Annotated in this window: 24 protein-coding genes; 14 read left to right on the top strand and 10 right to left on the bottom strand. The window is 68.7% G+C overall.

Annotated features, from left to right (window positions below):
- The 4 genes from leuC to ACFHYQ_RS09295 are packed head-to-tail and all read left to right on the top strand — an operon-like array spanning window position 1 to window position 2,625.
- On the top strand, window positions 1-1,416 hold the full coding sequence (gene leuC / locus ACFHYQ_RS09310) for a 3-isopropylmalate dehydratase large subunit (RefSeq protein WP_394300698.1): 1,416 nt from the start codon (window positions 1-3) through the stop codon (window positions 1,414-1,416).
- 31 nt (window positions 1,417-1,447) lie between these two features.
- Window positions 1,448-2,035: a 3-isopropylmalate dehydratase small subunit gene (gene leuD, locus ACFHYQ_RS09305; protein WP_204016382.1), complete on the top strand. Its 588-nt coding sequence runs from the start codon at window positions 1,448-1,450 to the stop codon at window positions 2,033-2,035.
- Window positions 2,014-2,274 carry an SCO5555 family protein gene (locus ACFHYQ_RS09300; protein WP_394300697.1) on the top strand — a complete coding sequence of 87 codons (261 nt, stop codon included), beginning with the start codon at window positions 2,014-2,016 and terminating at the stop codon, window positions 2,272-2,274. The genes leuD and ACFHYQ_RS09300 overlap by 22 nt, the downstream gene beginning before the upstream one ends.
- Before the next feature lie 51 nt (window positions 2,275-2,325).
- Window positions 2,326-2,625 (top strand): HU family DNA-binding protein, encoded by a 300-nt coding sequence (locus ACFHYQ_RS09295; RefSeq protein ID WP_204016384.1) that lies wholly within the window; start codon window positions 2,326-2,328, stop codon window positions 2,623-2,625.
- A gap of 123 nt (window positions 2,626-2,748) precedes the next feature.
- Here the strand turns inward: ACFHYQ_RS09295 and ACFHYQ_RS09290 are convergent, their stop codons facing one another.
- On the bottom strand, window positions 2,749-2,949 hold the full coding sequence (locus ACFHYQ_RS09290) for a hypothetical protein (RefSeq protein WP_394300696.1): 201 nt from the start codon (window positions 2,947-2,949) through the stop codon (window positions 2,749-2,751).
- A gap of 9 nt (window positions 2,950-2,958) precedes the next feature.
- Window positions 2,959-3,699, bottom strand: coding sequence for a TetR/AcrR family transcriptional regulator (locus ACFHYQ_RS09285; RefSeq protein ID WP_394300695.1), 741 nt, complete (start codon window positions 3,697-3,699; stop codon window positions 2,959-2,961).
- Between the two features lie 195 nt (window positions 3,700-3,894).
- Between ACFHYQ_RS09285 and ACFHYQ_RS09280 the strand changes: the two genes are divergently transcribed.
- The gene (locus ACFHYQ_RS09280; RefSeq protein WP_394300694.1) at window positions 3,895-5,367 is read left to right on the top strand and encodes an MFS transporter; all 1,473 of its coding nucleotides are present in this window, start codon (window positions 3,895-3,897) and stop codon (window positions 5,365-5,367) included.
- Here the strand turns inward: ACFHYQ_RS09280 and cofC are convergent.
- Window positions 5,364-5,999, bottom strand: a complete 636-nt coding sequence (gene cofC, locus ACFHYQ_RS09275; protein ID WP_394300693.1) for a 2-phospho-L-lactate guanylyltransferase — start codon at window positions 5,997-5,999, stop codon at window positions 5,364-5,366. The two genes, ACFHYQ_RS09280 and cofC, sit on opposite strands and share 4 nt — an antisense overlap.
- A 104-nt stretch (window positions 6,000-6,103) precedes the next feature.
- On the opposite strand from cofC, the gene ACFHYQ_RS09270 reads away from it, so the two are divergent.
- The 3 genes from ACFHYQ_RS09270 to ACFHYQ_RS09260 all read left to right on the top strand — a co-directional run bounded on the left by ACFHYQ_RS09270 (window position 6,104) and on the right by ACFHYQ_RS09260 (window position 9,152).
- The gene (locus ACFHYQ_RS09270) at window positions 6,104-6,838 is read left to right on the top strand and encodes a lysophospholipid acyltransferase family protein (protein ID WP_394300692.1); all 735 of its coding nucleotides are present in this window, start codon (window positions 6,104-6,106) and stop codon (window positions 6,836-6,838) included.
- Window positions 6,839-6,908: 70 nt separating this feature from the next.
- Complete coding sequence (locus tag ACFHYQ_RS09265) at window positions 6,909-7,916, top strand: NAD(P)H-dependent glycerol-3-phosphate dehydrogenase (protein ID WP_394300691.1); 1,008 nt, start codon at window positions 6,909-6,911, stop codon at window positions 7,914-7,916.
- 111 nt (window positions 7,917-8,027) lie between these two features.
- The gene (locus tag ACFHYQ_RS09260) at window positions 8,028-9,152 is read left to right on the top strand and encodes a D-alanine--D-alanine ligase family protein (RefSeq protein WP_204016391.1); all 1,125 of its coding nucleotides are present in this window, start codon (window positions 8,028-8,030) and stop codon (window positions 9,150-9,152) included.
- Between the two features lie 20 nt (window positions 9,153-9,172).
- Here ACFHYQ_RS09260 and ACFHYQ_RS09255 read toward each other — a convergent pair whose 3' ends face one another.
- Together ACFHYQ_RS09255 and ACFHYQ_RS09250 are read right to left on the bottom strand one after the other, a co-directional pair.
- Complete coding sequence (locus ACFHYQ_RS09255) at window positions 9,173-9,628, bottom strand: DUF3515 domain-containing protein (protein ID WP_394300690.1); 456 nt, start codon at window positions 9,626-9,628, stop codon at window positions 9,173-9,175.
- 39 nt (window positions 9,629-9,667) lie between these two features.
- Window positions 9,668-9,901 (bottom strand): Lrp/AsnC family transcriptional regulator, encoded by a 234-nt coding sequence (locus ACFHYQ_RS09250; protein ID WP_204016392.1) that lies wholly within the window; start codon window positions 9,899-9,901, stop codon window positions 9,668-9,670.
- 48 nt (window positions 9,902-9,949) lie between these two features.
- Here ACFHYQ_RS09250 and ACFHYQ_RS09245 point away from each other — a divergent pair, with 48 nt between their 5' ends.
- Window positions 9,950-10,999 carry a thiamine-phosphate kinase gene (locus ACFHYQ_RS09245; RefSeq protein ID WP_394300864.1) on the top strand — a complete coding sequence of 350 codons (1,050 nt, stop codon included), beginning with the start codon at window positions 9,950-9,952 and terminating at the stop codon, window positions 10,997-10,999.
- Between the two features lie 495 nt (window positions 11,000-11,494).
- Here the strand turns inward: ACFHYQ_RS09245 and ACFHYQ_RS09240 are convergent, their stop codons facing one another.
- The gene (locus tag ACFHYQ_RS09240) at window positions 11,495-11,914 is read right to left on the bottom strand and encodes a DUF2690 domain-containing protein (protein WP_394300689.1); all 420 of its coding nucleotides are present in this window, start codon (window positions 11,912-11,914) and stop codon (window positions 11,495-11,497) included.
- 384 nt (window positions 11,915-12,298) lie between these two features.
- Window positions 12,299-12,658 (bottom strand): SH3 domain-containing protein, encoded by a 360-nt coding sequence (locus tag ACFHYQ_RS09235; protein ID WP_394300688.1) that lies wholly within the window; start codon window positions 12,656-12,658, stop codon window positions 12,299-12,301.
- Window positions 12,659-12,987: 329 nt separating this feature from the next.
- Here ACFHYQ_RS09235 and ACFHYQ_RS09230 point away from each other — a divergent pair, with 329 nt between their 5' ends.
- Both ACFHYQ_RS09230 and thiD read left to right on the top strand, forming a co-directional pair.
- Window positions 12,988-13,791 (top strand): hypothetical protein, encoded by an 804-nt coding sequence (locus ACFHYQ_RS09230; RefSeq protein ID WP_394300687.1) that lies wholly within the window; start codon window positions 12,988-12,990, stop codon window positions 13,789-13,791.
- Window positions 13,792-14,115: 324 nt separating this feature from the next.
- Window positions 14,116-14,907 carry a bifunctional hydroxymethylpyrimidine kinase/phosphomethylpyrimidine kinase gene (gene thiD / locus ACFHYQ_RS09225; RefSeq protein ID WP_394300686.1) on the top strand — a complete coding sequence of 264 codons (792 nt, stop codon included), beginning with the start codon at window positions 14,116-14,118 and terminating at the stop codon, window positions 14,905-14,907.
- Between the two features lie 61 nt (window positions 14,908-14,968).
- On the opposite strand, the gene ACFHYQ_RS09220 is transcribed toward thiD, so the two are convergent.
- The 3 genes from ACFHYQ_RS09220 to rpmB all read right to left on the bottom strand — a co-directional run bounded on the left by ACFHYQ_RS09220 (window position 14,969) and on the right by rpmB (window position 16,141).
- Entirely contained in the window at window positions 14,969-15,388 is a 420-nt protein-coding gene (locus tag ACFHYQ_RS09220; RefSeq protein WP_394300685.1) for a PIN domain-containing protein, read from the bottom strand.
- Between the two features lies 1 nt (window position 15,389).
- Complete coding sequence (locus tag ACFHYQ_RS09215; RefSeq protein ID WP_394300684.1) at window positions 15,390-15,662, bottom strand: hypothetical protein; 273 nt, start codon at window positions 15,660-15,662, stop codon at window positions 15,390-15,392.
- Window positions 15,663-15,955: 293 nt separating this feature from the next.
- The gene (gene rpmB, locus ACFHYQ_RS09210; protein WP_394300683.1) at window positions 15,956-16,141 is read right to left on the bottom strand and encodes a 50S ribosomal protein L28; all 186 of its coding nucleotides are present in this window, start codon (window positions 16,139-16,141) and stop codon (window positions 15,956-15,958) included.
- Between the two features lie 252 nt (window positions 16,142-16,393).
- Between rpmB and recG the strand changes: the two genes are divergently transcribed.
- The 3 genes from recG to coaD all read left to right on the top strand — a co-directional run bounded on the left by recG (window position 16,394) and on the right by coaD (window position 19,908).
- Window positions 16,394-18,568: an ATP-dependent DNA helicase RecG gene (recG, locus tag ACFHYQ_RS09205; RefSeq protein WP_394300682.1), complete on the top strand. Its 2,175-nt coding sequence runs from the start codon at window positions 16,394-16,396 to the stop codon at window positions 18,566-18,568.
- 278 nt (window positions 18,569-18,846) lie between these two features.
- Window positions 18,847-19,416, top strand: a complete 570-nt coding sequence (gene rsmD, locus ACFHYQ_RS09200) for a 16S rRNA (guanine(966)-N(2))-methyltransferase RsmD (protein WP_394300681.1) — start codon at window positions 18,847-18,849, stop codon at window positions 19,414-19,416.
- Window positions 19,417-19,431: 15 nt separating this feature from the next.
- Window positions 19,432-19,908 (top strand): pantetheine-phosphate adenylyltransferase, encoded by a 477-nt coding sequence (coaD, locus tag ACFHYQ_RS09195; protein WP_394300680.1) that lies wholly within the window; start codon window positions 19,432-19,434, stop codon window positions 19,906-19,908.
- Window positions 19,909-19,984: the final 76 nt, after the last annotated feature.

The raw sequence follows: 19,984 nt of genomic DNA, 5'->3' as shown, positions 1-19,984 counted from the left end.
ATGGGTCGCACACCGACGGATCGCACACCGACGGGTCGAACACTGGCCGAGAAAGTCTGGGAGCAGCACGTCGTACGGCGCGCCGAGGGCGAGCCCGACCTGCTCTACATCGACCTCCACCTCGTCCACGAGGTGACCAGCCCGCAGGCGTTCGACGGCCTGAGGCTCGCCGGCAGGAAGGTGCGCCGCCCCGATCTGACGATCGCCACCGAGGACCACAACGTCCCGACCGTGCTGGGGCCCATCTCCGACCCGGTGTCGCGCACCCAGGTCGAGACCCTGCGCAAGAACGCCGCCGAGTTCGGTGTCCGACTGCACCCGATGGGTGACGCGGGCCAGGGCGTGGTGCACATCATCGGCCCGCAGTTCGGCCTCACCCAGCCCGGCATGACGATCGTCTGCGGCGACTCCCACACCTCGACGCATGGCGCGTTCGGGGGCATCGCGTTCGGCATCGGCACCTCCGAGGTCGAGCACGTGCTGGCCACGCAGACGCTGCCCGCCTACCGGCCCAGGACGATGGCCATCGAGGTCAAGGGCGACCTGCCGGTCGGCGTCACCGCCAAGGACCTCATCCTCGCCATCATCGCCAAGATCGGCACCGGCGGCGGCCAGGGCCACATCGTGGAGTACCGCGGTGAGGCCATCCGCAAGCTCTCCATGGAGGGCCGCATGACGATCTGCAACATGTCGATCGAGGCCGGCGCCCGGGCGGGCATGATCGCTCCGGACGAGACCACCTTCGAATACCTGCGCGGCCGTCCGCACGCGCCCACGGGAGCCGCCTGGGACCAGGCCGTCGAGTACTGGAAGACCCTGCGCACCGACGACGCCGCCGTGTTCGACAAGGTCGTCGAGATCGACGCCGCGACGCTGACGCCGTTCGTCACGTGGGGCACCAACCCGGGGCAGGGTGTACCGCTCGGCTCGGCCGTACCCTCTCCCGAGGACTTCGCCGACCCCGTCGAGCGGGCGGCGGCCGAGCGAGCGCTGGAGTACATGGGCCTCGCCGCGGGCACCCCGCTGCGCGACGTCGAGGTCGACACGGTCTTCGTCGGCTCCTGCACCAACGGACGGCTGGAGGACCTGCGGGCCGCCGCCGAGATCCTGCGCGGTCGCGAGGTCGTCACCCGCACGCTGATCGTGCCCGGCTCGATGCAGGTCAAGAAGGCCGCGGAGGAGGAGGGCCTGCACGAGGTGTTCAAGGCCTCCGGCGCCGAGTGGCGTGAGGCGGGCTGCTCGATGTGCCTGGGCATGAACCCCGACACGCTCAAGCCGGGTGAGCGCAGCGCCTCGACCTCCAACCGCAACTTCGAGGGCCGCCAGGGCAAGGGCGGCCGCACGCACCTCGTGTCGCCGGCCGTCGCCGCCGCGACCGCGGTCACCGGCCGCCTGACCGCCCCCGCCGACCTCTGACCCGCCTCCTTCGGACCCAGGAGAGACCATCATGGACGCCTTCACCACGCACACCGGCCGGGCCGTACCGCTGCGGCGCAGCAACGTCGACACCGACCAGATCATCCCGGCCGTGTGGCTCAAGCAGGTCAGCCGCACCGGCTTCGAGAAGGGCCTGTTCTCCGCCTGGCGGGAGGACCCGTCCTTCGTCCTGAACGACCCCGCCTACGCAGGGGCCACGATCCTCGTCTCCGGTCCGGACTTCGGCACCGGATCGTCCCGCGAGCACGCCGTCTGGGCCCTCCAGCAGTACGGCTTCCGCGTCGTGATCTCCTCGCGGTTCGGTGACATCTTCCGGAACAACTCCACGAAGATGGGTCTCCTGCCGGTCGTGCTGCCGGAGGACGTCGTCGGGCGCCTGCAGGCGGCGGTCGAGGCCGACCCGGCCACCGAGGTCACCGTGGACCTGGCCGAGCGGCAGGTGCGCTTCGGTGACGTCGCCGCATCCTTCGAGATCGACGACTACACGCGCTGGCGGCTCATGGAGGGCCTGGACGACATCGGCCTGACCCTGCGTCACGCGGACGACATCGAGGTGTACGAGAATGGACGGCAGCCATGGCTGCCGACGACCGTCTGAGCGAGGCCCAGACCCCGGAGGACCGACTGGCGCGGCGACTGCGTGATGCGCATCGCCGTGTCAGGGCGTTAGCCTTGCCACAGGAGGAGAAAGCCCGCCTCACGCGACGGCTGCTCTCGATCTGTGACGTGGCAAAACGGGACATAGCCCACGCGGCCGATCGGCTGGACGTCTTCATCGCCTATCTGGACGGCAGATCCGACACGCCGAGCAGGCGAAACTTGCCGCCCGGTGATTGAGTCCCGAGACCTCGTCCCCTAATTTCAAGCGCGTAAGGGGGAGGGAACCAAATGAACAAGAAGGAACTCGTCGAGGCGATCACTGATCGCGTCGGTGACAAGAAGACGGCGACCGAGGCGGTCAACGCCGTTCTCGACGCGATCCAGAACGCCGTCGCCAGCGGTGACAAGGTCTCGATCACCGGCTTCGGCGCCTTTGAGATGGTGCACAAGCCCGCTCGTACGGCTCGTAACCCTTCGACCGGCGACCCCATCAAGGTCGAGGAGAGTTGGGCGCCCAGGTTCCGCCCTGGCGCCGAGTTCAAGGAGCAGGTCAACGCCGGCGGTAAGGCGTCGGCAAAGAAGAGTTAGCCATCGGCCGGAACAAGAACGACCTCGAACGGCGCCCGGATGATCTTTCCGGGCGCCGTTCGTCGTATCGCGGCTGGCTCAGGGTGTGGGGAACGCCGGTCAGGGTGTGGGGAACGCCGGTCATCAGGGTGTGGGGAACGTCGAGAGCGTGACGTAGGTGACGCGCCCGGCCGCGAGGACGATGTTGACCCGCTGCCCGGAGCGCAGGTGCCGCAGCGGTCCCGCGTCGAACGCCTCCGCGTCGAACGGCATCTCCGTACCGTCATCGAGGAACACCGAGCCCGAACGCGTCTCGGGTTCGAACACCTTGACCGTGGCCTGCACGCGATCAGCCTACCCGTGCTCGCGTGGCATGCTCTGATCGCCGATGTACGAGGCGAGGCCGCGGAGGATGATCTCGAGACCGAGGTCGTACCGGTAGTCGTTGGACTCGTCCACCATCAGCTCGGCCAGTCTCACCATGTTCGGGAACCGGTCCGGAGGAAGGGAGGCGAAGTAGCCGCGGATCTCGTCGCGCATCGCCTCCCACGACCTGACGTCCGTGTCCCGGTAGCGCTCGGCCCACATGCCTTCCTCCAGGACGAACCCGTTCACGTACGTCGACAGCAGGTCGCCGGCGATCGCCGTCACCCGGTCGGGCAGGCCGGCCGCGCTCAAGAGGGCGAGGAGCCGTTCCATGTGGGGGAGCAACTCAGGTGAGAAGGGGACATTGCCCATGGAGATCCGCGCCGCGTCACGGTGGCGCTTCAGCCGGTCCCGGCTCTGCGAGGCGTACTCCCTGATCTGCTGCTGCCAGCGGGCGGGATCGGGATCGGGCACCTCGGCACCGTCGAACAGGCGGTGGTACATCAGCTCCAGCAGGTCGTCCTTGCCGCTGATATGGGCGTACAGGGCTGAGACGGCCACGCCCAGCTCGGCCGCCACCTGGCGCATGCTCAGCCGGTCGTAGCCCTCCCGGTCGAGGACGACGAAAGCGGCCTCGACGATCCGGTCGCGGGTCAGGGGGATCCGGGCCGGGGCCGGGCGCCTGCGCGGACGCTCCCACGGCGGCGTGGGCATGTCCTTCTCGCTCATCTTCCGAGCCTCCCGCTCTCCCCGGGACATCGTAGTGAACGGTGCTACCACGAGGTGAACACTGCTCGCACCTTCACGATATATCTTGTCATCCCCACGAATGAGATATATCGTGTGTACGGATTTGCGCTGAACACTGTTCTCTCAGAGAACAGTGTTCATATCGCAGAAAGCCACACAACTCAAGGAGGAGCGATGGCCAACCCTGCGGATCTCACGGCGCCGGTCTCGGCGCCACCGGATGACGAGGCGGTGCCGTACCGGTGGCGCTGGGCCGCCCTTTTCGTGATTCTGGCGGCGGAGGTGATGGACCTCCTCGACGCGATGGTGACCAACATCGCCGCCCCGAGCATGCGGGCCGATCTCGGCGGCACCGGCGCGACCATCCAGTGGCTCGGCGCCGCATACATGCTCTCCATGGCGGTCGGTCTCATCACCGGAGGCCGGCTCGGTGACATCGTGGGGCGCAAGCGCATGTTCCTGATCGGTGCGGTCGGCTTCACGCTGGCTTCGCTACTGTGCGGGGCCGCACAGTCACCCGGCATGCTGATCGCGGCACGCGTCGCCCAGGGCCTGTTCGGCGCCGTCATGCTGCCACAGGGACTCGGCATGATCAAGGAGATGTTCCCGCCGAAGGAGATGGCGGCGGCCTTCTCGTTCTTCGGCCCGGTCATGGGACTGTCCGCCGTCGGCGGGCCGATCCTGGCGGGCTGGCTGGTGCAGGCCGACTACTTCGGCTCGGGCTGGCGAATGATCTTCTTTGTCAACCTGCCGCTCGGCCTCGCCGCGCTGCTCGCCGGGCTGCGCTTCCTGCCCGAGTCGAGGTCGCCGCACCCGCTGCGGCTCGACCTCCCCGGAGTCGTCCTGGCGACCCTGGGCGGTTTCCTGGTGATCTATCCGCTGGTCCAGGGGCGCGAGAACGGCTGGCCGGCCTGGACGTTCATCATGCTGGGCGCCTCGGTCGCGGTGTTCGCGGTCTTCGCCCGGCTCCAGTCACGTAAGAGCCGTCAGGGTGGGGATCCGCTGGTCGTGCCCAGCCTGTTCAGCAAGCGGGCGTTCACCGGCGGCATGGCCACCGGCCTGGTGTTCTTCGCCGGCATGGCCGGGTTCATGCTGGTGTTCAACCTCTTCACGCAGATCGGGCTCGGCTACTCGACGCTCAAGGCGGGCCTGGCGATGGTGCCGTGGTCGGCCGGCATGGTCGTGGGTTTCGGAATCGTCCAGCCGCTGCAGAGGTTCGGCCGCAAGGTGCTGCAGGGCGGAGTCCTGATCATGACCCTGGGTGTGCTCGGGGTCCTGCTCACGCTGAACATCGCCGGGACGCAGGTCACGCCCTGGCAGCTCACGCCCGCTCTCGTCGTCGCCGGCATCGGCATGAGCCTGCTGATGGCGCCGTTCTTCGACATCGTGCTGGCCGGGGTGGAGCAGCATGAGACGGGTTCCGCGTCCGGCACGCTGACGGCGGTCCAGCAACTCGGCAACGCGTTCGGCGTGGCGCTGCTGGGCACGGTCTTCTTCGACCGGCTCGGGAGCGTCCCCACGCCGGCGAGCTTCGACCACGCCATGAAGGTCACGCTCTGGGTGGTTGCGGGCATGCTCCTCGCGGTGTTCGCGACGGCCTTCCTCCTGCCCAGACGGGCACGTGAGGACGCCGAGGCGTCCCACTAGACCGAGTTCAGGAGCGCGGCGACCGCCGCGGTGGCGGGGCCGACGCCCAGGGCGAGGGCCTCGCGCAGGTCCTCCACCGTGTCGACGTCCCGCCGGACCGAGGAGACGCCGTCCAGGGTCAGCTCCTTGGCTCCGCCGGACAGGTGCCGCGCCCGGGACTCGCCGCCGAAACCGGGCAGGAACGGCACGCCGGGCCGTACGCCGTAGAAGGTGGTGCCCACGTCGGCGGCGTCGGGGACGAACGACTGCTCGAACTCCGCGGCCGCGGCCAGCACGTGCTCCAGTTCGGCGGGCCGCAGCGCCGGCAGGTCGGCCTGCAGCGCCCCGATCGCGTCGGCGGGCGCGAGCCGTACGGCCTCGACGGCGCCGAAGCGCAGGGCGGTGTTGAGGCCTCGGTCCGGGTCGGCCACCACGTGGGCGCCCACCTCCGCGAGGCGCCGCGCCGGCACCGGGTCCGCCGTCACCACCACCACGCGTGCCACCAGCGGGCAGCGCAGCGCCGCCGACACCGTGTCGCACGCGACCGCCACCGCGAGATCGGCACGGTACGGCCCGGCCGCCGCGGCCAGGCGTGTCTTCGCCCGGATCAGGGTCTTGACGGGGACCACAATGGACCATCGCGTGCACTGCATGTCGTCAAGCATCCCGCCTCGACATTTCCGATGGCCAACCGGGAGACTTGTGCCGCATCCCGCGGTCATCCCGTGATCTCGGAAGATCTTGGAGAGAAACCCCAGTGACTAAGCCCCGCCGCCGCCGAGCCGGACGTCCGCCCCGCTTCTGGGAGGCCCTCGCGGTCGTCGTCGTCAAACCGCTGTCACGGCTGTTCGTGAAACGGAACTGGCGCGGTGGAGAGCACGTGCCGCGCGAGGGGGGCCTGATCCTCGCCGCCAACCACCTGTCCTGGTCGGACCCGGTGTTGCTCTCGCACTACATCTACAACACCGGGCGCTGGCCGACGATCCTGGCCAAGGCCGGGCTCTTCAAGGTGCGCTTCCTTGGTCACGCGGTCACCCAGCTCCAGGCGATCCCCGTCCACCGCGGCAGCACCGAGGCCACCCAGTCGCTGAAGATCGCCGAGGAGCGGCTGCGGGCGGGGGCGTGCATCCTGTTCTACGTGGAGGGCACGATCACCCGCGATCCCGATCTCTGGCCGATGGAGGGCAAGACGGGAGTCGCCCGCCTGGCACTCAAGACCGGCGTGCCGGTGATCCCGATCGCTCACTGGGGGGCCCAGGATCTCCTGCCGTACGGCGCGAAGAAGCCGCGGCTGTTTCCGCGCAAGAAGTTCCAGGTGCTCGCCGGGCCGCCCGTCGACCTGACCAAGTACGCCGGGCAGCCGCTGCGGGCGTCGGTCCTGCGCGAGGCGACCGCCGACATCATGGCGGACATCACCGGCCTGCTCGCGGAGATCCGCGACGAGAAGGCGCCGGACGTTCCGTACGACCCCAAGAACGGTGAGAGCGCCTGACAGGGCGTACGGTGAGGGACGACCGGGACGGGAGCGAGCCCGGTGGGAGCAGGAGTGGCGGGGGCGGCAAGTGAGCAAGGCGGTCGTGTTCGGAACCGGCTCGTGGGGCACCATGTTCGCGGTGATCCTCGCGGAGGCGGGCACCCGTACGACCCTGTGGGGTCGGCGGGCGGCGGTCGTCGACGCGATCAACGAGCGGCACGAGAACCCGGACTATCTGCCGGGCCTGCGGCTTCCCGAGACGCTGCGCGCCACCACCGACCCCGCCGAAGCGATGGACGGCGCCGACTACGTGGTGCTCGCGGTCCCGGCGCAGACGCTCCGGCGCAACCTCGTGGAGTGGAAGCCCTTCATCCCCGACGGCGCGGTGCTCGTCAGCCTCATGAAGGGCGTGGAACTCGGCACCTGCAAGCGGATGAGCGAGGTCATCCGCGAGGTGGCCGAGGTGCCGGAGCAGCGGGTGGCGGTCGTGTCGGGGCCGAACCTGGTCGGTGAGCTGGCCGGGCGCCAGCCCGCCGCCACCGTCGTCGCCTGCTCCGACAGCGAGGTGGCCGACCGGCTCCAGGAGGCCTGCCACCTGCCGTGGTTTCGCACCTACACCAATCCGGACGTCATCGGGGTCGAACTCGGCGGCGCGGTCAAGAACGTCATCGCGCTGGCCGTCGGCGTCGCGGCGGGCATGGGCCTGGGGGACAACGCCCAGGCCGTGCTGATGACCCGCGGGCTCGCCGAGATCGCCCGCCTGGGCGCCGCGCTCGGGGCCGACCAGCACACGTTCGCCGGGCTCGCCGGGATGGGCGACCTCGTCGCGACCTGCACGTCCCCGCTGTCCCGCAACCGCACCTTCGGCGAGAACCTGGGGCGTGGGATGACTCTGGACGAGGTCGTGGCGGCGACCAGGCAGACCGCGGAAGGCGTCAAGTCCTGCGAGTCCGTGCTCGGCCTGGCGCGCAAGTACAACGTGGAGATGCCGATCACCGAGGTGGTCGTGGGCGTCGTACACGACGGCATGACGCCCCGTGAGGCGGCCGCGCTGCTGATGTCCCGGGCCCCCAAACCCGAGCGTTACGGCGTCTGACCTCGGGTCGTATGCCCTGATCATAGGTTGGCCGTACGCCTGGTCATAGATTGGCCGGGCGCGCGGCTGACGAGCCGTTTTGCCCGGCAAGAGGCGGTAGATTCGGACACCATGAACTCGGACACCACGGATTCCCGACCCGGGTCACGCGTGCGCGTGGCAGTCGTCTTCGGAGGCCGCAACTCCGAGCACGCCGTCTCTCTCATGGGGGCGGGCAGCGTGCTGGAGGTGATCGACCGGTCGAAGTACGACGTCGTCCCCATCGGCATCGCCCAGGACGGACGCTGGGTGCTGGCCCCCGGTGACCAGACCTACGCGATCGAGGGCGACCGCCTGCCCCGCGTGGACGAGACCGGTACGGCTCTGGCGCTGCCGTCGGAGTCCGCCTCACTCGTCGCCCTGGAGCCCGGAGAGATCCCGCGCTCGCTCGGCGAGGTGGACGTGGTGTTCCCGGTCCTGCATGGCCCGTTCGGCGAGGACGGCACGATTCAGGGCCTGTTGGAGATGGCGGGGGTGCGATATGTCGGCTCGGGTGTGCTGGCCAGCGCGATCGGCATGGACAAGGCATACATGAAGCTCGTTCTGCGGGCCGCCGGGCTGCCGGTCGGGCCGTTCGTGGTGATCGGCGACCGCGACTGGCGCACCGACCGGGCGCGAATGCTCAAGGAGGTCGAGGAACTCGGCTGGCCGGTCTTCGTGAAGCCCGCTCGGGCCGGGTCGTCGCAGGGCATCTCCAAAGCGCATGATCCCGCATCGCTGGAGGCCGCTGTCGAGTTCGCCCGCGAGCACGATCCGAAGGTGCTCGTCGAGGCCGCGATCGCCGGCCGGGAGATCGAATGCGCGGTGCTGGAGTCGCTGGGGGACGCCGCGCCCGAAGCGAGTATGCCCGGTGAGGTCCGGGTCCGCGAGGATCACGAGTTCTACGACTTCGAGGCGAAGTACTTCCCCGACGGGATGCGCCTGGAAGCGCCCGCCGACATCTCGCGCGAGGTGGCCGAGACGATGCGGGCCATGGCCGTGCGCGCCTTCGAAGCGCTGAGCTGTGAGGGGCTGGCCAGGGTCGACTTCTTCTACACGCCCTCCGGCGAGGTGATCGTCAACGAGATCAACACCATGCCCGGGTTCACGGCGCAGTCGGTCGCCCCGAAGCTGTGGGCCGCCAGCGGCCTGCCGTACCCGGAACTGGTGGACCGCATGATCCGGCTCGCGCTGAACCGCCCGGCCGGCCTGCGCTAGACCGTCGGGGAAGGGGCGGGCTATTCCGGGATGGTCTTCTTGATCGGGTCGGCGAGGTCGACCAGGACCTCGCCGGGGATGTGCTTCTTCGAGATGGTCACCTCGACGTACGCCACCCGGTTGACGGCGGTGAACAGCAGCGGCCGCCGGGGATCGGAGAACCACCCGACCCCGTTGATGTCGGAGACCTCGTCGGTCGGCGCCATCTCCGTGGGCCGGGGCACGCCGCAGCGCAGCATGATCTCTCCGTCTCCCCAGACGGAGACGTACGACGATGCGGGCTCGAACATCGTGCGGTTGGCGCCGTCCAGCGCGTGGGGGAGTACGACGCCGAGTCTGCGGCACGCCTCCGCGGCGGCACCGGTCGGCGACGGCGGGTCGACATGGACGGTGGTGGAGCACCCGGTCAGGGCAGCCGACATGGTGGCCAGGACGGCTACCACCCCGGAAACAAAGGACAGTCTTCGCATAGCCATCCAGCCAGATCGGGCCGGATCGTCTGCCCGGCTCTCTCGTCAGATATGAACGATCGGACAGGTTAGTGTACGGGTGATCCCCTCCACGCTCTGGATCTGGGCCACGACGAGCTTGCCCAGTTCGTCCACGTTGTTGGCCTCAGCGCGGACGATCACGTCGTACGGGCCGGTGACGTCCTCGGCCTTGGTCACGCCGGTGATCGAGGAGATCTCCCCGGCCACGCTGGCCGCCTTGCCGACCTCGGTCTGGATAAGGATGTAGGCGTGGACCATGCCGTCCTCCCGGATAGAGATCAGTGCCGGAGCGTAACCGTACCTCGAATACACAGGGGGTGTGTCATCACAGTTGGAGAACTCGGTGAATTCGGAGTAATTAGCCGAATAACGGGTCGTCTTTCGCAAAGCCCTGCCGTGCTGCTCGGACCGGGCGATGACGCCGCGGTCCTGACCGCGCCCGACGGCCGGGTCGTGGTCACCACCGACGTCCTGATCGAGGGGAGACATTTCCGCCGCGACTGGTCCAGCGGGTACGACATCGGCCGCAAGTCGGCAGCTCAGAACCTCGCGGACATCGCCGCCATGGGAGCCGAGCCCACATCGCTCGTCGTCGGCCTGGGACTACCCGCCGACACCGCGATCGAGTGGCTGGACGCGCTGACGGACGGCTTCCGCGACGAGTGCGCGCTCGCCGGAACCGGCGTGGCCGGCGGCGACATCGCGCGGTCGGAGATCGTCATGATCGGCGTGACCGCGCTCGGCGACCTCGGCGGCAGGCCGCCGGTGACCCGGTCCGGCGCCCGTCCCGGCCACATCGTCGCCGTCGCCGGCCGTCTCGGCTACGCGGCGGCCGGCCTGGCTCTGCTGCGCGCCGGACTCGCCTCCGGTGCCGTCCCGGCATCCGAAGGCGTACCGGGGACTGGAGACGCACCGGGCGAAGGCGCGGGGGGCTCCGGAGGGCTGCCGCCGGGTCTGGTCGCGCTGGTCGACGCACATCGGCGTCCGCGGCCGCCGTACGCCCAGGGGCCCGAGGCGGCCGGGCTCGGCGCGACCGCCATGCTCGACGTCAGCGACGGCCTGCTGCAGGATCTCGGTCACGTCGCGGCGGCCAGCGGGGTGGGCATCCGGCTGGATCCCGCCGCGCTGCCGATCCCCGAGATTTTCGCGGAGGCCGCCGGTGTGCTCGGTGACGAGGTCGATCCGCTCGACTGGGTGCTGACCGGCGGCGACGACCACGCCCTCGCCGCGGCGTTCCCCCCGGACGTACGGCTCCCGCCCGAGTGGACACCCATCGGCGAGGTCACCGCCGGCGAAGGCGTCCAGATAACCGGCCACCCCACGATGAGTGGGGGCTGGGACCACTTCCGCGGATGATGTGCCAAGGTGCTCAGCGCAGGGTGTCGACAAGTTCCATGTGCGCAGCTCGGAGCCCCCACAACACACTCGCGCTGAGCGCGGTGTTTATCAGCGGTTTCACCACGCTCAGCGCCGCCAGATCTCGTCGGGAGGGTCGGTGTCGACGCTGAAGAATCATGCCACCGGCAAAGCAAACGGGCGGTCGGTGCACCAGCCTTGCGGCGTTCGCCACGGAATCGGTACGAGTCGTCACCGGCGTTCGGTCGATTGGTTGTCTGGGAATATGGAAAGGCCGGTTCCGGAGAGCCGGCCTTTCCACTGGCCTTACATGGTTAGCGTGGCGGGATTCGAACCCACGATTTCTTCTCCCGAACCGCGAGCGCTGCTTGAGGCCCGATCAGGTCAGGCGTGGGTCGCCAAGCTACCGGCGGCAGTCGATGGCGAACGCGGTCCCGTCGTCCAGGTTGGCCGGTAGCTGCCGCCGGTCGGCCCGCTCGGAGACTCGGGTTGGGTTCAGCAGGGCCCGTGGTTGACTGCGTTACCCACCCGAATGTTGTCACGCCCGGGCACCATGTCGGTGTAGGCGCTGGCGTAGCTAGACGGCACGTTGTAGGTCTGGACGTACGGGCCATAGCACGTTTGGACATAGAACCAGGTACCCGCACTCGCGCCGGTAATGCGCGCCCAGGAGGCGTTGCAGGTGCTGCTGTAGCGGTGCTCCAGTCGCCCGAGCGAGGTGGACAGCGAGTAGGTGGTGATGGCGTCGGTGCACCCCTGATCAATGGGATCCCTGCCGTTGCAGCCCGTGTTGTAGCAGCCGGCGAGGGCGCTGTTCGGCGCCTGGGTGGATGGTGTGGCGGAGGCCGGTACCGCGGTGGCGGCGAGCGTCACGACCGCACCAGCCAGTGCGAGGACGGTGATAGTTCTCTTCACCTGTCGATCCTTTCCGTTCGGGGGGAATCCGTGGGGCGACGTATGAGACCGCTCGATCCCAGCACAGGTCCCGTCGAACGCTTCACCTGTGAACTTCGTTTTCTGTGGACCGTGGACGGCGTGGAAGGCGTTCATCCACGCGCGCTGCCATTGCCAACTGGGAAACAACGAGTAGTCTCCTGATCACGGCATCTGTTCAGCCGCGAAGAGCCCCTTACCGGCGCATAGGCTGATCTTCCAGCCGTTCTGCGACTTGTTGACGCACCCGCCGGCCGCGCGCGCCGGGACGCCGACGTCAGGATGGCAGTGAGCCCCGCCGTCAGGAGACATCGGCATGAGCGCGTGCGGCCGGCGGGCCGAGAAGGGGGTGCGGGAGTGAACGGGTCAGCAGGTGCGAGGATCAAACGGACGTTCGACGGCCCCCGCCTTGACCCAGCCGGTCTTGCCGTTGGCCGAGTCCCAGAGGTAGAACCAGCGCTCCCCGCCACCGTTGATGACCTGGCAGTGCAGCCACACCCAGTCGCCCTCCTGCGCCTGACTGATGACGTTGCAGTCGGTTCCCTGTCCGGTTCGGATGTTCACGGGTCCGACGTAGACACGGGCGAGGATGTTGCTGTTATTGGCGGGCGTCCAGCCACACCAGCCCGGCTGGACGGTTGCGGTAGCGGAGGTCGGCGACGACGTCACGCACAGCGTCATTGCCATGCTGCCAGCCAGTCCGAGAGCTAGGGCGAGTTTCTTCATCCTGGGCCTTCCCTGTTCGAGGACATTACGAGATCCTTCTATGTGGCGAATTGTCCAAACTGAAGTGATCTGGACAATTCACTGCAGAGCATTGTCCAAATACGCGAAACATAGTTGTCCACCTTGTCAAGGAGGGGTGAGCCATCGGACGGCGCATGCGGGCTCTGGATCCGAATGAGGGACCGGTCGAACGATTCGCCTGTGAGCTACGGGCGCTGCGCGCCGCCGCAGGTGAGCCCCCTTTTTGGAAGATGGCTCGCCGGTGCGACGTGTCCAAGAGCGCGCTCGCCGCAGCGGTGGCGGGGTATCAGTTGCCTTCGGAGAAAGTGGTGCGGAATTTTGTGCTCGTCTGCGAGGGCGACTGGCCCCGCTGGCGGGAGCGATGGATGCAGGCGGTCGCCGCCGTTAGCGACTCCGGCGATGCGGACCGGCAAGGTGGCGCCCTGGTGCCCATCACGATCCTGCTGCCTGTGCCGGTGAAGCATGGCCAACTCGCCATGGATGAACCAGTCGGCGAAAACCGGATCGCCGCCGGTTTCGCGCTGGTCCATGACGAGAGCGCAGGCGGCCGTAGGCGGCGCGCCTGGCCATGGGCGATCGCCAGCGCGGCGGCGACCGGAGTCGCGATCTCGGCCGCACTGATGATCTCCTCGTCGTCCCCTCACGCGGTCACGGCGCAGGTCTCACCCTCAGCCGCAGCGTCAATGCCACGCGTCCTGGATGGTACGGACCCGACGATCGCCGGATGCCACACGGACAAGGTCGTCCTCACCTCCGCTCCGGTCCTGCTCCAGCGCACTGCACAACTTCGCGGGCGGCGCCTTCCCGCAGGCATCACAGTGGGCACGATCAGCCTGCTGTACTCAGCACGTTGTGCCGGGGCCTGGCCCTGGTTCTATCCCACGCCCGGGCTCAACCCCGATCCCGACGACACCACGGTCGGCCAGCTCACCGTTGAAGGCGTCCGCCCAGCCGACAACACGAAGAGCATTTGGAAAATGGGTCACATCGACTCCACCTACGGAAACCTGCTCCTCACCGGTATGGGATGTGTGCGAGCGAGCGCCCGTCTGGACATGGTCGGCCAGAACGTCTCCGCCACCGGACAGACCGACTGCCTGCCGCGTGTGTGACAGCCGTACCACACCTCCCGGTCTGCTCGGTCGGGATGTAGGAGCTGCTCAGCAGCCCGCACCGGACGACCAAGAAGGGCAAGCGTTTGACGTGCTCCCCAGACTGAAGGACTCCGTTGCGAGCTTGTGATCCTCACCGGATAGGCGGTTTCGAGTTCGGTGATGGCTTCGCGCCGTCTCATGGTGCATTGTCCCTCGATGAGGCGTGCGGGCTGATCAGAGCGTTTGCTGGTCTTTTCCAGCGCTATGTTCTCGCCCCCCGCCGAGAGTGTCGGCGTCCTGGGGTAGCTATCGTGCTTGGTCAGGTTTTGGAAGGATGGGGGCATGACGACGACACCTCCGCTCGTGTTGACGGTCGCGGGTTCGGACTCCGGTGGGGGCGCCGGGATCCAGGCGGACCTCAAGACGATGCTGGCCCTCGGTGTGCACGGCATGAGCGTGATCTCCGCGGTGACCGCGCAGAACTCGCTGGGTGTGCAGGGCTACTGGGAGCTGCCGCCGGAGGCCGTACGGGCCCAGCTTGACTCGGTGCTCGGCGATATCGGAGCACAGGCGATCAAGACGGGCATGCTGGCTTCCATCCCGCTGGTGGAGACCGTCGCCGAGGTCCTCGCGGGTGTGGCGGCGCCGGTGGTGGTCGACCCGGTCGGCGTCTCCAAGCACGGCGACAGCCTGCTCGCCGCGGAGGCGGTCGAGACCGTCAAGGCCCGTCTGCTGCCGACCGCCACCGTCGTCACCCCCAACCTGTGGGAGGTCGAGCAGCTCACCGGCGTGAAGGTCGAGGACGAGGACGACCTGCCCCGGGCGGCGGAGGCCATACTGGCCCTGGGCCCCAAGTGGGCGCTCGTCAAGGGTGGCCACCTCCCCGGTGAGCCGGTCGACCTGCTCACCGACGGCACCACCACCCACCGGTTCGCCGCCGAGCGGCTCGACAACCGGCACACCCACGGGACGGGCTGCACTCTTGCTTCTGCCATCGCCTCCTACCTCGCCCTCGGGGAGGACGTGCCCGGTGCGGTACGGCAGGCCAAGGACTACGTCACCGGCGCCATCGCCAGGGGTTTCCCCCTCGGGGACGGCATCGGCCCCGTCGACCACGCCTGGCGCTGGCGATAACCGCAGCAAGAGAGAGCCCGCCACCGGAAGCCGGTGACGGGCTCCTCAGCCATCTGCGGGATCAGACGTCGATGATGGCCAGTGCGCCGTCCACCTTGAGGAGATCGTTTCGATCAGCGGTGAGAACGGTCGCCCGGAGCTGCCCGCTTCTGACGTCCCGTGCCGAGAGGGCGACGTTCACGTCGACGATGTCGTCGTGGCCGGACTCACCGATCTTCTTGCCGATCTGACGGGATCGTTCGGGCGTCAGTTCGTCGATGGAGACCGCTTCCGCACTGGCATCGTCGGCCAGCTTCAACAGCGCCGCCACCCGAGCCTGGCGCGGGCCTCCCCGCCAGACCTCCGCGATGACGGTCTGGGGGATGATGGCTTCGGCTTCTGCCTTCGTTACCCGCTTCAAAATCTCCCGCAGCCGGCGGTCGCCGCGCTCGAGCTGGATGAGAGCGCCCGTGTCGAAGACGTAACGTGGTGAACGGATCATGTCACGCCGCCTCGTCGTTCGGCAGCGGCTCACCGTTGGCGACGGCCGTTGCCAGGGCCATCGCCCGGTCGACCCAGGCCATTTCCTCGGGTGTGGCCTCGCCGAACTCCGCCTCGAGATCGGCGACGAGAGCGGCCAACTCCATTCGCTGGCGATGGGTTGCGACGATCCTGGTGATCAGACCGGAGATGGAGTCGGCCTCGCCGGCAGCGACCTGGGACTGCATCCAGTCGTACAGGTCATCGGGCAGGCTGATGCCGATCTTCTTGGTCATACCGTCAGTATAACCAGGCGGATCGCCGTAAACCTCGGCAGGCCTGACTGAGAGGACCATGCCGAGGCCTGGCATCTCGCGGTCCCGGTGGACGTCGGCCGCACTCGCGGGCGGGGAAAGAGTGATAGACACGGAGTGATGATAGGTGGACACGTTCCGTGTTGAGATTCGCGATCGCCCGCCGGAATCGCTGGTGGGAGTGGTTTTCTTCCACTGCGGATGAGCTGGGGAGCTCGGAGACGCGAAAGCCCGTCACTCTCATGGAGAGGTGACGGGCTCGGCGGAGGTGTGGTCTAGCGGGAGACCTTGCCTGCCTTGATGCAGGAGGTGCACACGTTCATGCGCTTCGGCGTGCCGTTGATCACCGCACGCACGGTCTGGATGTTGGGGTTCCAGCGGCGGCGGGTACGGCGGTGCGAGTGCGAGATGTTGTTGCCGAAAATCGGCTTCTTCGCGCAGACGTCGCAGACGGAGGCCACGGTAATCGCTCCTTTGATTCAGTCGATCGGCCCGGCGCCGCTGCAACGGCTCGTCCGAGCAATGCCGGGAACAACCGGCTGGCCGCACAAGAATATCCGATGCCCGGAGGTACACGCCAAACAGAGTGGCCCGGCGAACCCGAAATCTCGTACCTGCCCACGCTAGCGCATCGGAGACGACGGCGTGCACGAGCACCGGGAAGCGGACGCGGTGCGCCGGAATGTCGGGGAGCCGGGGTAGAAATTGGTGGCGTGACGAGCTTCGATGAGCCGCTCAAGCGGGCGCTGGGCCGTACGGCGTCCCCGCTGGAGGCCGCGCTGGGCATCTCCACGGTGGGCGAGTTGCTGCGGCACTATCCGAGGCGCTACGCGCGGCGCGGCGAGCTGACGCCGATCTCCTCGCTTGAGCACGACGACCACGCGACCGTCGTCGCGCGGGTGTCGGCGGCGATGCGCCGTCCCATGAAGAACCGGCAGGGCACCTGGCTGGACGTCGAGGTGACCGACGGCAGGGACAAGCTGCACCTCGCCTTCTTCGGCAAGGGGGCGCACGCGGCGGAGCAGCGGCTGAGGCCGGGCACCGAGGCGATGTTCTCCGGCAAGGTCAACGTCTTCCGCACCTCGCGGACCAGGCGGGTGTCGCTCACCCATCCCGAGTACGAGTCGTTCGACGAGACGGACGCGACCGCCGAGGAGTTCGCGAACGTACCGGTGCCGATCTATCCCTCAGCGCACGGCCTGGCCAGCTGGAAGATCGCCCGAGCCGTGCGCACCGTGCTCGACGTGCTCAGCCTCGACGACCCGATCCCGGAAGAGATGCGGCGGCGGCACGGGCTGTCCACCCTGGAGGCGGCGCTGCGCCAGATCCACCGGCCGAGGGATCCGGAGGAGATCGCCCAGGCGAGACGGCGGCTCAAGTTCGACGAGGCGTTCCTGCTCCAGGCCGCACTGGTGCGGCGGAGGATGGCCGCCTCGGCCTCCCCGGCCCGGCCCCGTCCCGGACGGGACGACGGGCTGCTGAGCGAGTTCGACCGGAGGCTGCCGTTCCAGCTCACCGAGGGGCAGCGGCAGGTCGGTGCGGAGATCGCCGCCGACCTGGCCGAGGACCATCCCATGCACCGGCTGCTGCAGGGCGAGGTCGGCGCGGGCAAGACCGTGGTGGCGCTGCGCGCCATGCTCCAGGTGGCCGACTCCGGCGGCCAGGCCGTGCTGCTCGCCCCGACCGAGGTGCTGGCCCAGCAGCATCACCGGTCGATCAGGAAGATGCTCGGCGACCTCGGCACCGGCGGCATGTTCGGCGGGACGGGGGTGGCCCTGCTCACCGGTTCGATGGGCGCCGCCGCGCGCAGGAGCGCGTTGCTCGAGGCGGCCTCCGGGGCGGCCGGGATCGTCATCGGCACCCATGCCCTGCTGCAGGAGCACGTGCAGTTCGCCGACCTCGGCCTGGTGGTGGTCGACGAGCAGCACAGGTTCGGGGTCGAGCAGCGTGACGCGCTGCGCGAGAAGGGCGGGGGCGGGCGGCCCCACGTCCTCGTCATGACCGCCACGCCGATCCCGCGCACGGTGGCCATGACCGTGTTCGGTGACCTGGAGGTGTCCACGCTGGCGCAGCTCCCGGCGGGCCGCGCCCCGATCACGACGCACGTCGTCCCGGCGGCCGAGAAGCCGCACTTCCTCGACCGGGCCTGGGAACGGGTGCGGGAGGAGGTCGGCCTGGGCCGGCAGGCGTACGTGGTGTGCCCCAGGATCGGCGACCAGGAGGGCGACGAGGGCGACCTCGCCAAGGACGACGAGGGGGGCGAGGGGGAGCGCCGGCCGCCGCTCGCCGTGCTCGACGTGGCGGAGCTGCTCTCGCAGGGCCCGCTTCAGGGGCTGCGGGTCGAGGCGCTGCACGGCAAGCTCACCCCGGAGGACAAGGACGCGGTGATGGGAGCCTTCGCGCGGGGGGAGGTGGATGTGCTGGTCGCGACCACGGTCATCGAGGTCGGCGTCGACGTGCCCAACTCGTCGGCCATGGTGATCATGGATGCCGACCGGTTCGGCGTCAGCCAGCTCCATCAGCTCCGGGGACGGGTGGGCCGGGGCGGGCTGCCCGGCCTGTGCCTGCTGGTCACCGAGGCGCCGGAGGCCACCCAGGCGCGCAGGCGGCTCGACGCGGTGGCGGCGACGCTGGACGGCTTCGAGCTGTCCCGGGTGGACCTGGAGCAGCGGCGGGAGGGCGACGTTCTCGGGGTGGCGCAGTCCGGTCGCAAGTCCTCGTTGAAGATGCTGCGGCTCCTGGAGGACGAGGACGTGATCGAGACGGCGCGGGCCGAGGCCGTCGCGGTGCTGGGCGCCGATCCCGAGCTGGCCGCATCTTCCGTCCTGCGGGCCGAACTCGACGCGCTGGTCGCCGGCGAGCAGGCGGAGTTCCTCGAAAAAACGTGACATACCTCAAAAATGACCCAGGGCCCAGCCTTGGGACGGCCTCCCCCCGAATGCCGTCCCCGGCTGGGCCCACCCCCGGGTCAGGTGCCGAGGGCGCCGACGTGCGGAAGGGCTCACGATCACGTCGGCCGGCCTTCCCCTGGGTCACGTTGAAGGCCGCAGAACTCATCATGCGGACGAGGGAGGCGGCGCGATACCGCTCTTACCCATTCCTCGCCGCCGCTTGCCCACTCTTGACTCACCGCGCGTCCGGTGCCGGATGGCGGGACAATGAACGGGTGACGCGGGTGATCGCAGGGATCGCAGGAGGCCGCCGACTCGCCGTGCCCCCGGGACGGGGGACGCGGCCGACGAGCGACCGGACGAGGGAGGCGTTGTTCGCCACGGTGGGCTCGGTGCTCGGCTCGCTCGAGGGGGCCAGGGTTCTCGACCTGTACGCCGGATCGGGGGCGGTGGGCCTGGAGAGCCTCAGCAGGGGCGCGGCGCACGCGCTGCTCGTGGAGCCGGAGGCGAGGGCCGTACGGACGATCAAGGAGAACATCGCGTCGCTGGGGCTGCCGGGCGCCGTGCTCCGGCAGGAGAAGGCCGAGCGGGTGGTGAGCCGGCCGTGTGAGGAGCCGTACGACTTCGTCTTCGCCGATCCGCCCTACTCGGTCGCCGACGACGCCGTCGTCAGGGTGCTCGAGGCGCTGCGGGACAACGGCTGGCTGGCGGATGGCGCACTGGTCGCGGTGGAACGGGAGTCCAGGGGTAGGGGCCTGGTGTGGCCGCAGGGGTTCGAGGAAGACAGGGTCCGTCGATACGGCGAAGCGGCCGTTTGGTACGGTCGCGCAGCCGGGAACCCGTAAATCTGGGGGTGCGCCTTGCGTCGCGTCGTCTGCCCGGGGTCGTTCGACCCCGTAACGAACGGACATCTGGACATCATCGGCCGCACGTCGCGGCTGTACGACGAGGTTGTCGTGGCTGTCGGGGTCAACGTCGAGAAGCGGGGGCTGTTCGACGTCGAGGAACGCATCAGGATGATCGAGGCGGTGACCAAGGAGTACGGGAACGTCCGGGTGGAGAAGTTCCACGGTCTGCTGGTCGACTTCTGCCGCCGACAGGAGATCCCGACCATTGTGAAGGGCCTGCGCGCGGTCAGCGACTTCGACTACGAGTTGCAGATGGCTCAGCTCAACTACCGGATGTCCGGCGTCGAGACGCTGTTCATGTCCACCAACCCCGAGTACTCCTTCCTGTCCTCAAGCCGGCTGAAGGAGATCGCGCGCTATGGCGGGGACGTGTCCGGCCTGGTCCCGGAACTCGTGCGTGAGCAGCTCATGGAACGGCTGAGAAGCTGAGCGGTGCCGGATCGAGGACTGGGGCTGGTATTCTTGCTTCTCAGCCTTGCACGACGGCGGTGATTCGCCATGCCTA

Source organism: Sphaerimonospora cavernae, assembly GCF_042435035.1.
Lineage (GTDB): Bacteria > Actinomycetota > Actinomycetes > Streptosporangiales > Streptosporangiaceae > Sphaerimonospora > Sphaerimonospora cavernae.
The sequence above is the reverse complement of the archived record's forward strand: the minus strand, read 5'-3'. Positions and strand labels throughout refer to the sequence as shown.

Bases quoted from the DNA above. Each gene is read 5' to 3' on its own strand.
- ACFHYQ_RS09220 (WP_394300685.1), bottom strand. From the start codon at position 15,388: ATGATCCGTTCACCACGTTACGTCTTCGACACGGGCGCTCTCATCCAG.
- ACFHYQ_RS09215 (WP_394300684.1), bottom strand. From the start codon at position 15,662: ATGACCAAGAAGATCGGCATCAGCCTGCCCGATGACCTGTACGACTGG.
- thiD (WP_394300686.1), top strand. From the start codon at position 14,116: ATGACGACGACACCTCCGCTCGTGTTGACGGTCGCGGGTTCGGACTCC.
- ACFHYQ_RS09295 (WP_204016384.1), top strand. From the start codon at position 2,326: ATGAACAAGAAGGAACTCGTCGAGGCGATCACTGATCGCGTCGGTGAC.
- ACFHYQ_RS09285 (WP_394300695.1), bottom strand. From the start codon at position 3,699: ATGAGCGAGAAGGACATGCCCACGCCGCCGTGGGAGCGTCCGCGCAGG.
- leuC (WP_394300698.1), top strand. From the start codon at position 1: ATGGGTCGCACACCGACGGATCGCACACCGACGGGTCGAACACTGGCC.
- ACFHYQ_RS09300 (WP_394300697.1), top strand. From the start codon at position 2,014: ATGGCTGCCGACGACCGTCTGAGCGAGGCCCAGACCCCGGAGGACCGA.
- ACFHYQ_RS09250 (WP_204016392.1), bottom strand. From the start codon at position 9,901: ATGGTCCACGCCTACATCCTTATCCAGACCGAGGTCGGCAAGGCGGCC.
- ACFHYQ_RS09255 (WP_394300690.1), bottom strand. From the start codon at position 9,628: ATGGCTATGCGAAGACTGTCCTTTGTTTCCGGGGTGGTAGCCGTCCTG.
- leuD (WP_204016382.1), top strand. From the start codon at position 1,448: ATGGACGCCTTCACCACGCACACCGGCCGGGCCGTACCGCTGCGGCGC.
- ACFHYQ_RS09280 (WP_394300694.1), top strand. From the start codon at position 3,895: ATGGCCAACCCTGCGGATCTCACGGCGCCGGTCTCGGCGCCACCGGAT.
- ACFHYQ_RS09235 (WP_394300688.1), bottom strand. From the start codon at position 12,658: ATGAAGAAACTCGCCCTAGCTCTCGGACTGGCTGGCAGCATGGCAATG.
- ACFHYQ_RS09260 (WP_204016391.1), top strand. From the start codon at position 8,028: ATGAACTCGGACACCACGGATTCCCGACCCGGGTCACGCGTGCGCGTG.
- cofC (WP_394300693.1), bottom strand. From the start codon at position 5,999: ATGCAGTGCACGCGATGGTCCATTGTGGTCCCCGTCAAGACCCTGATC.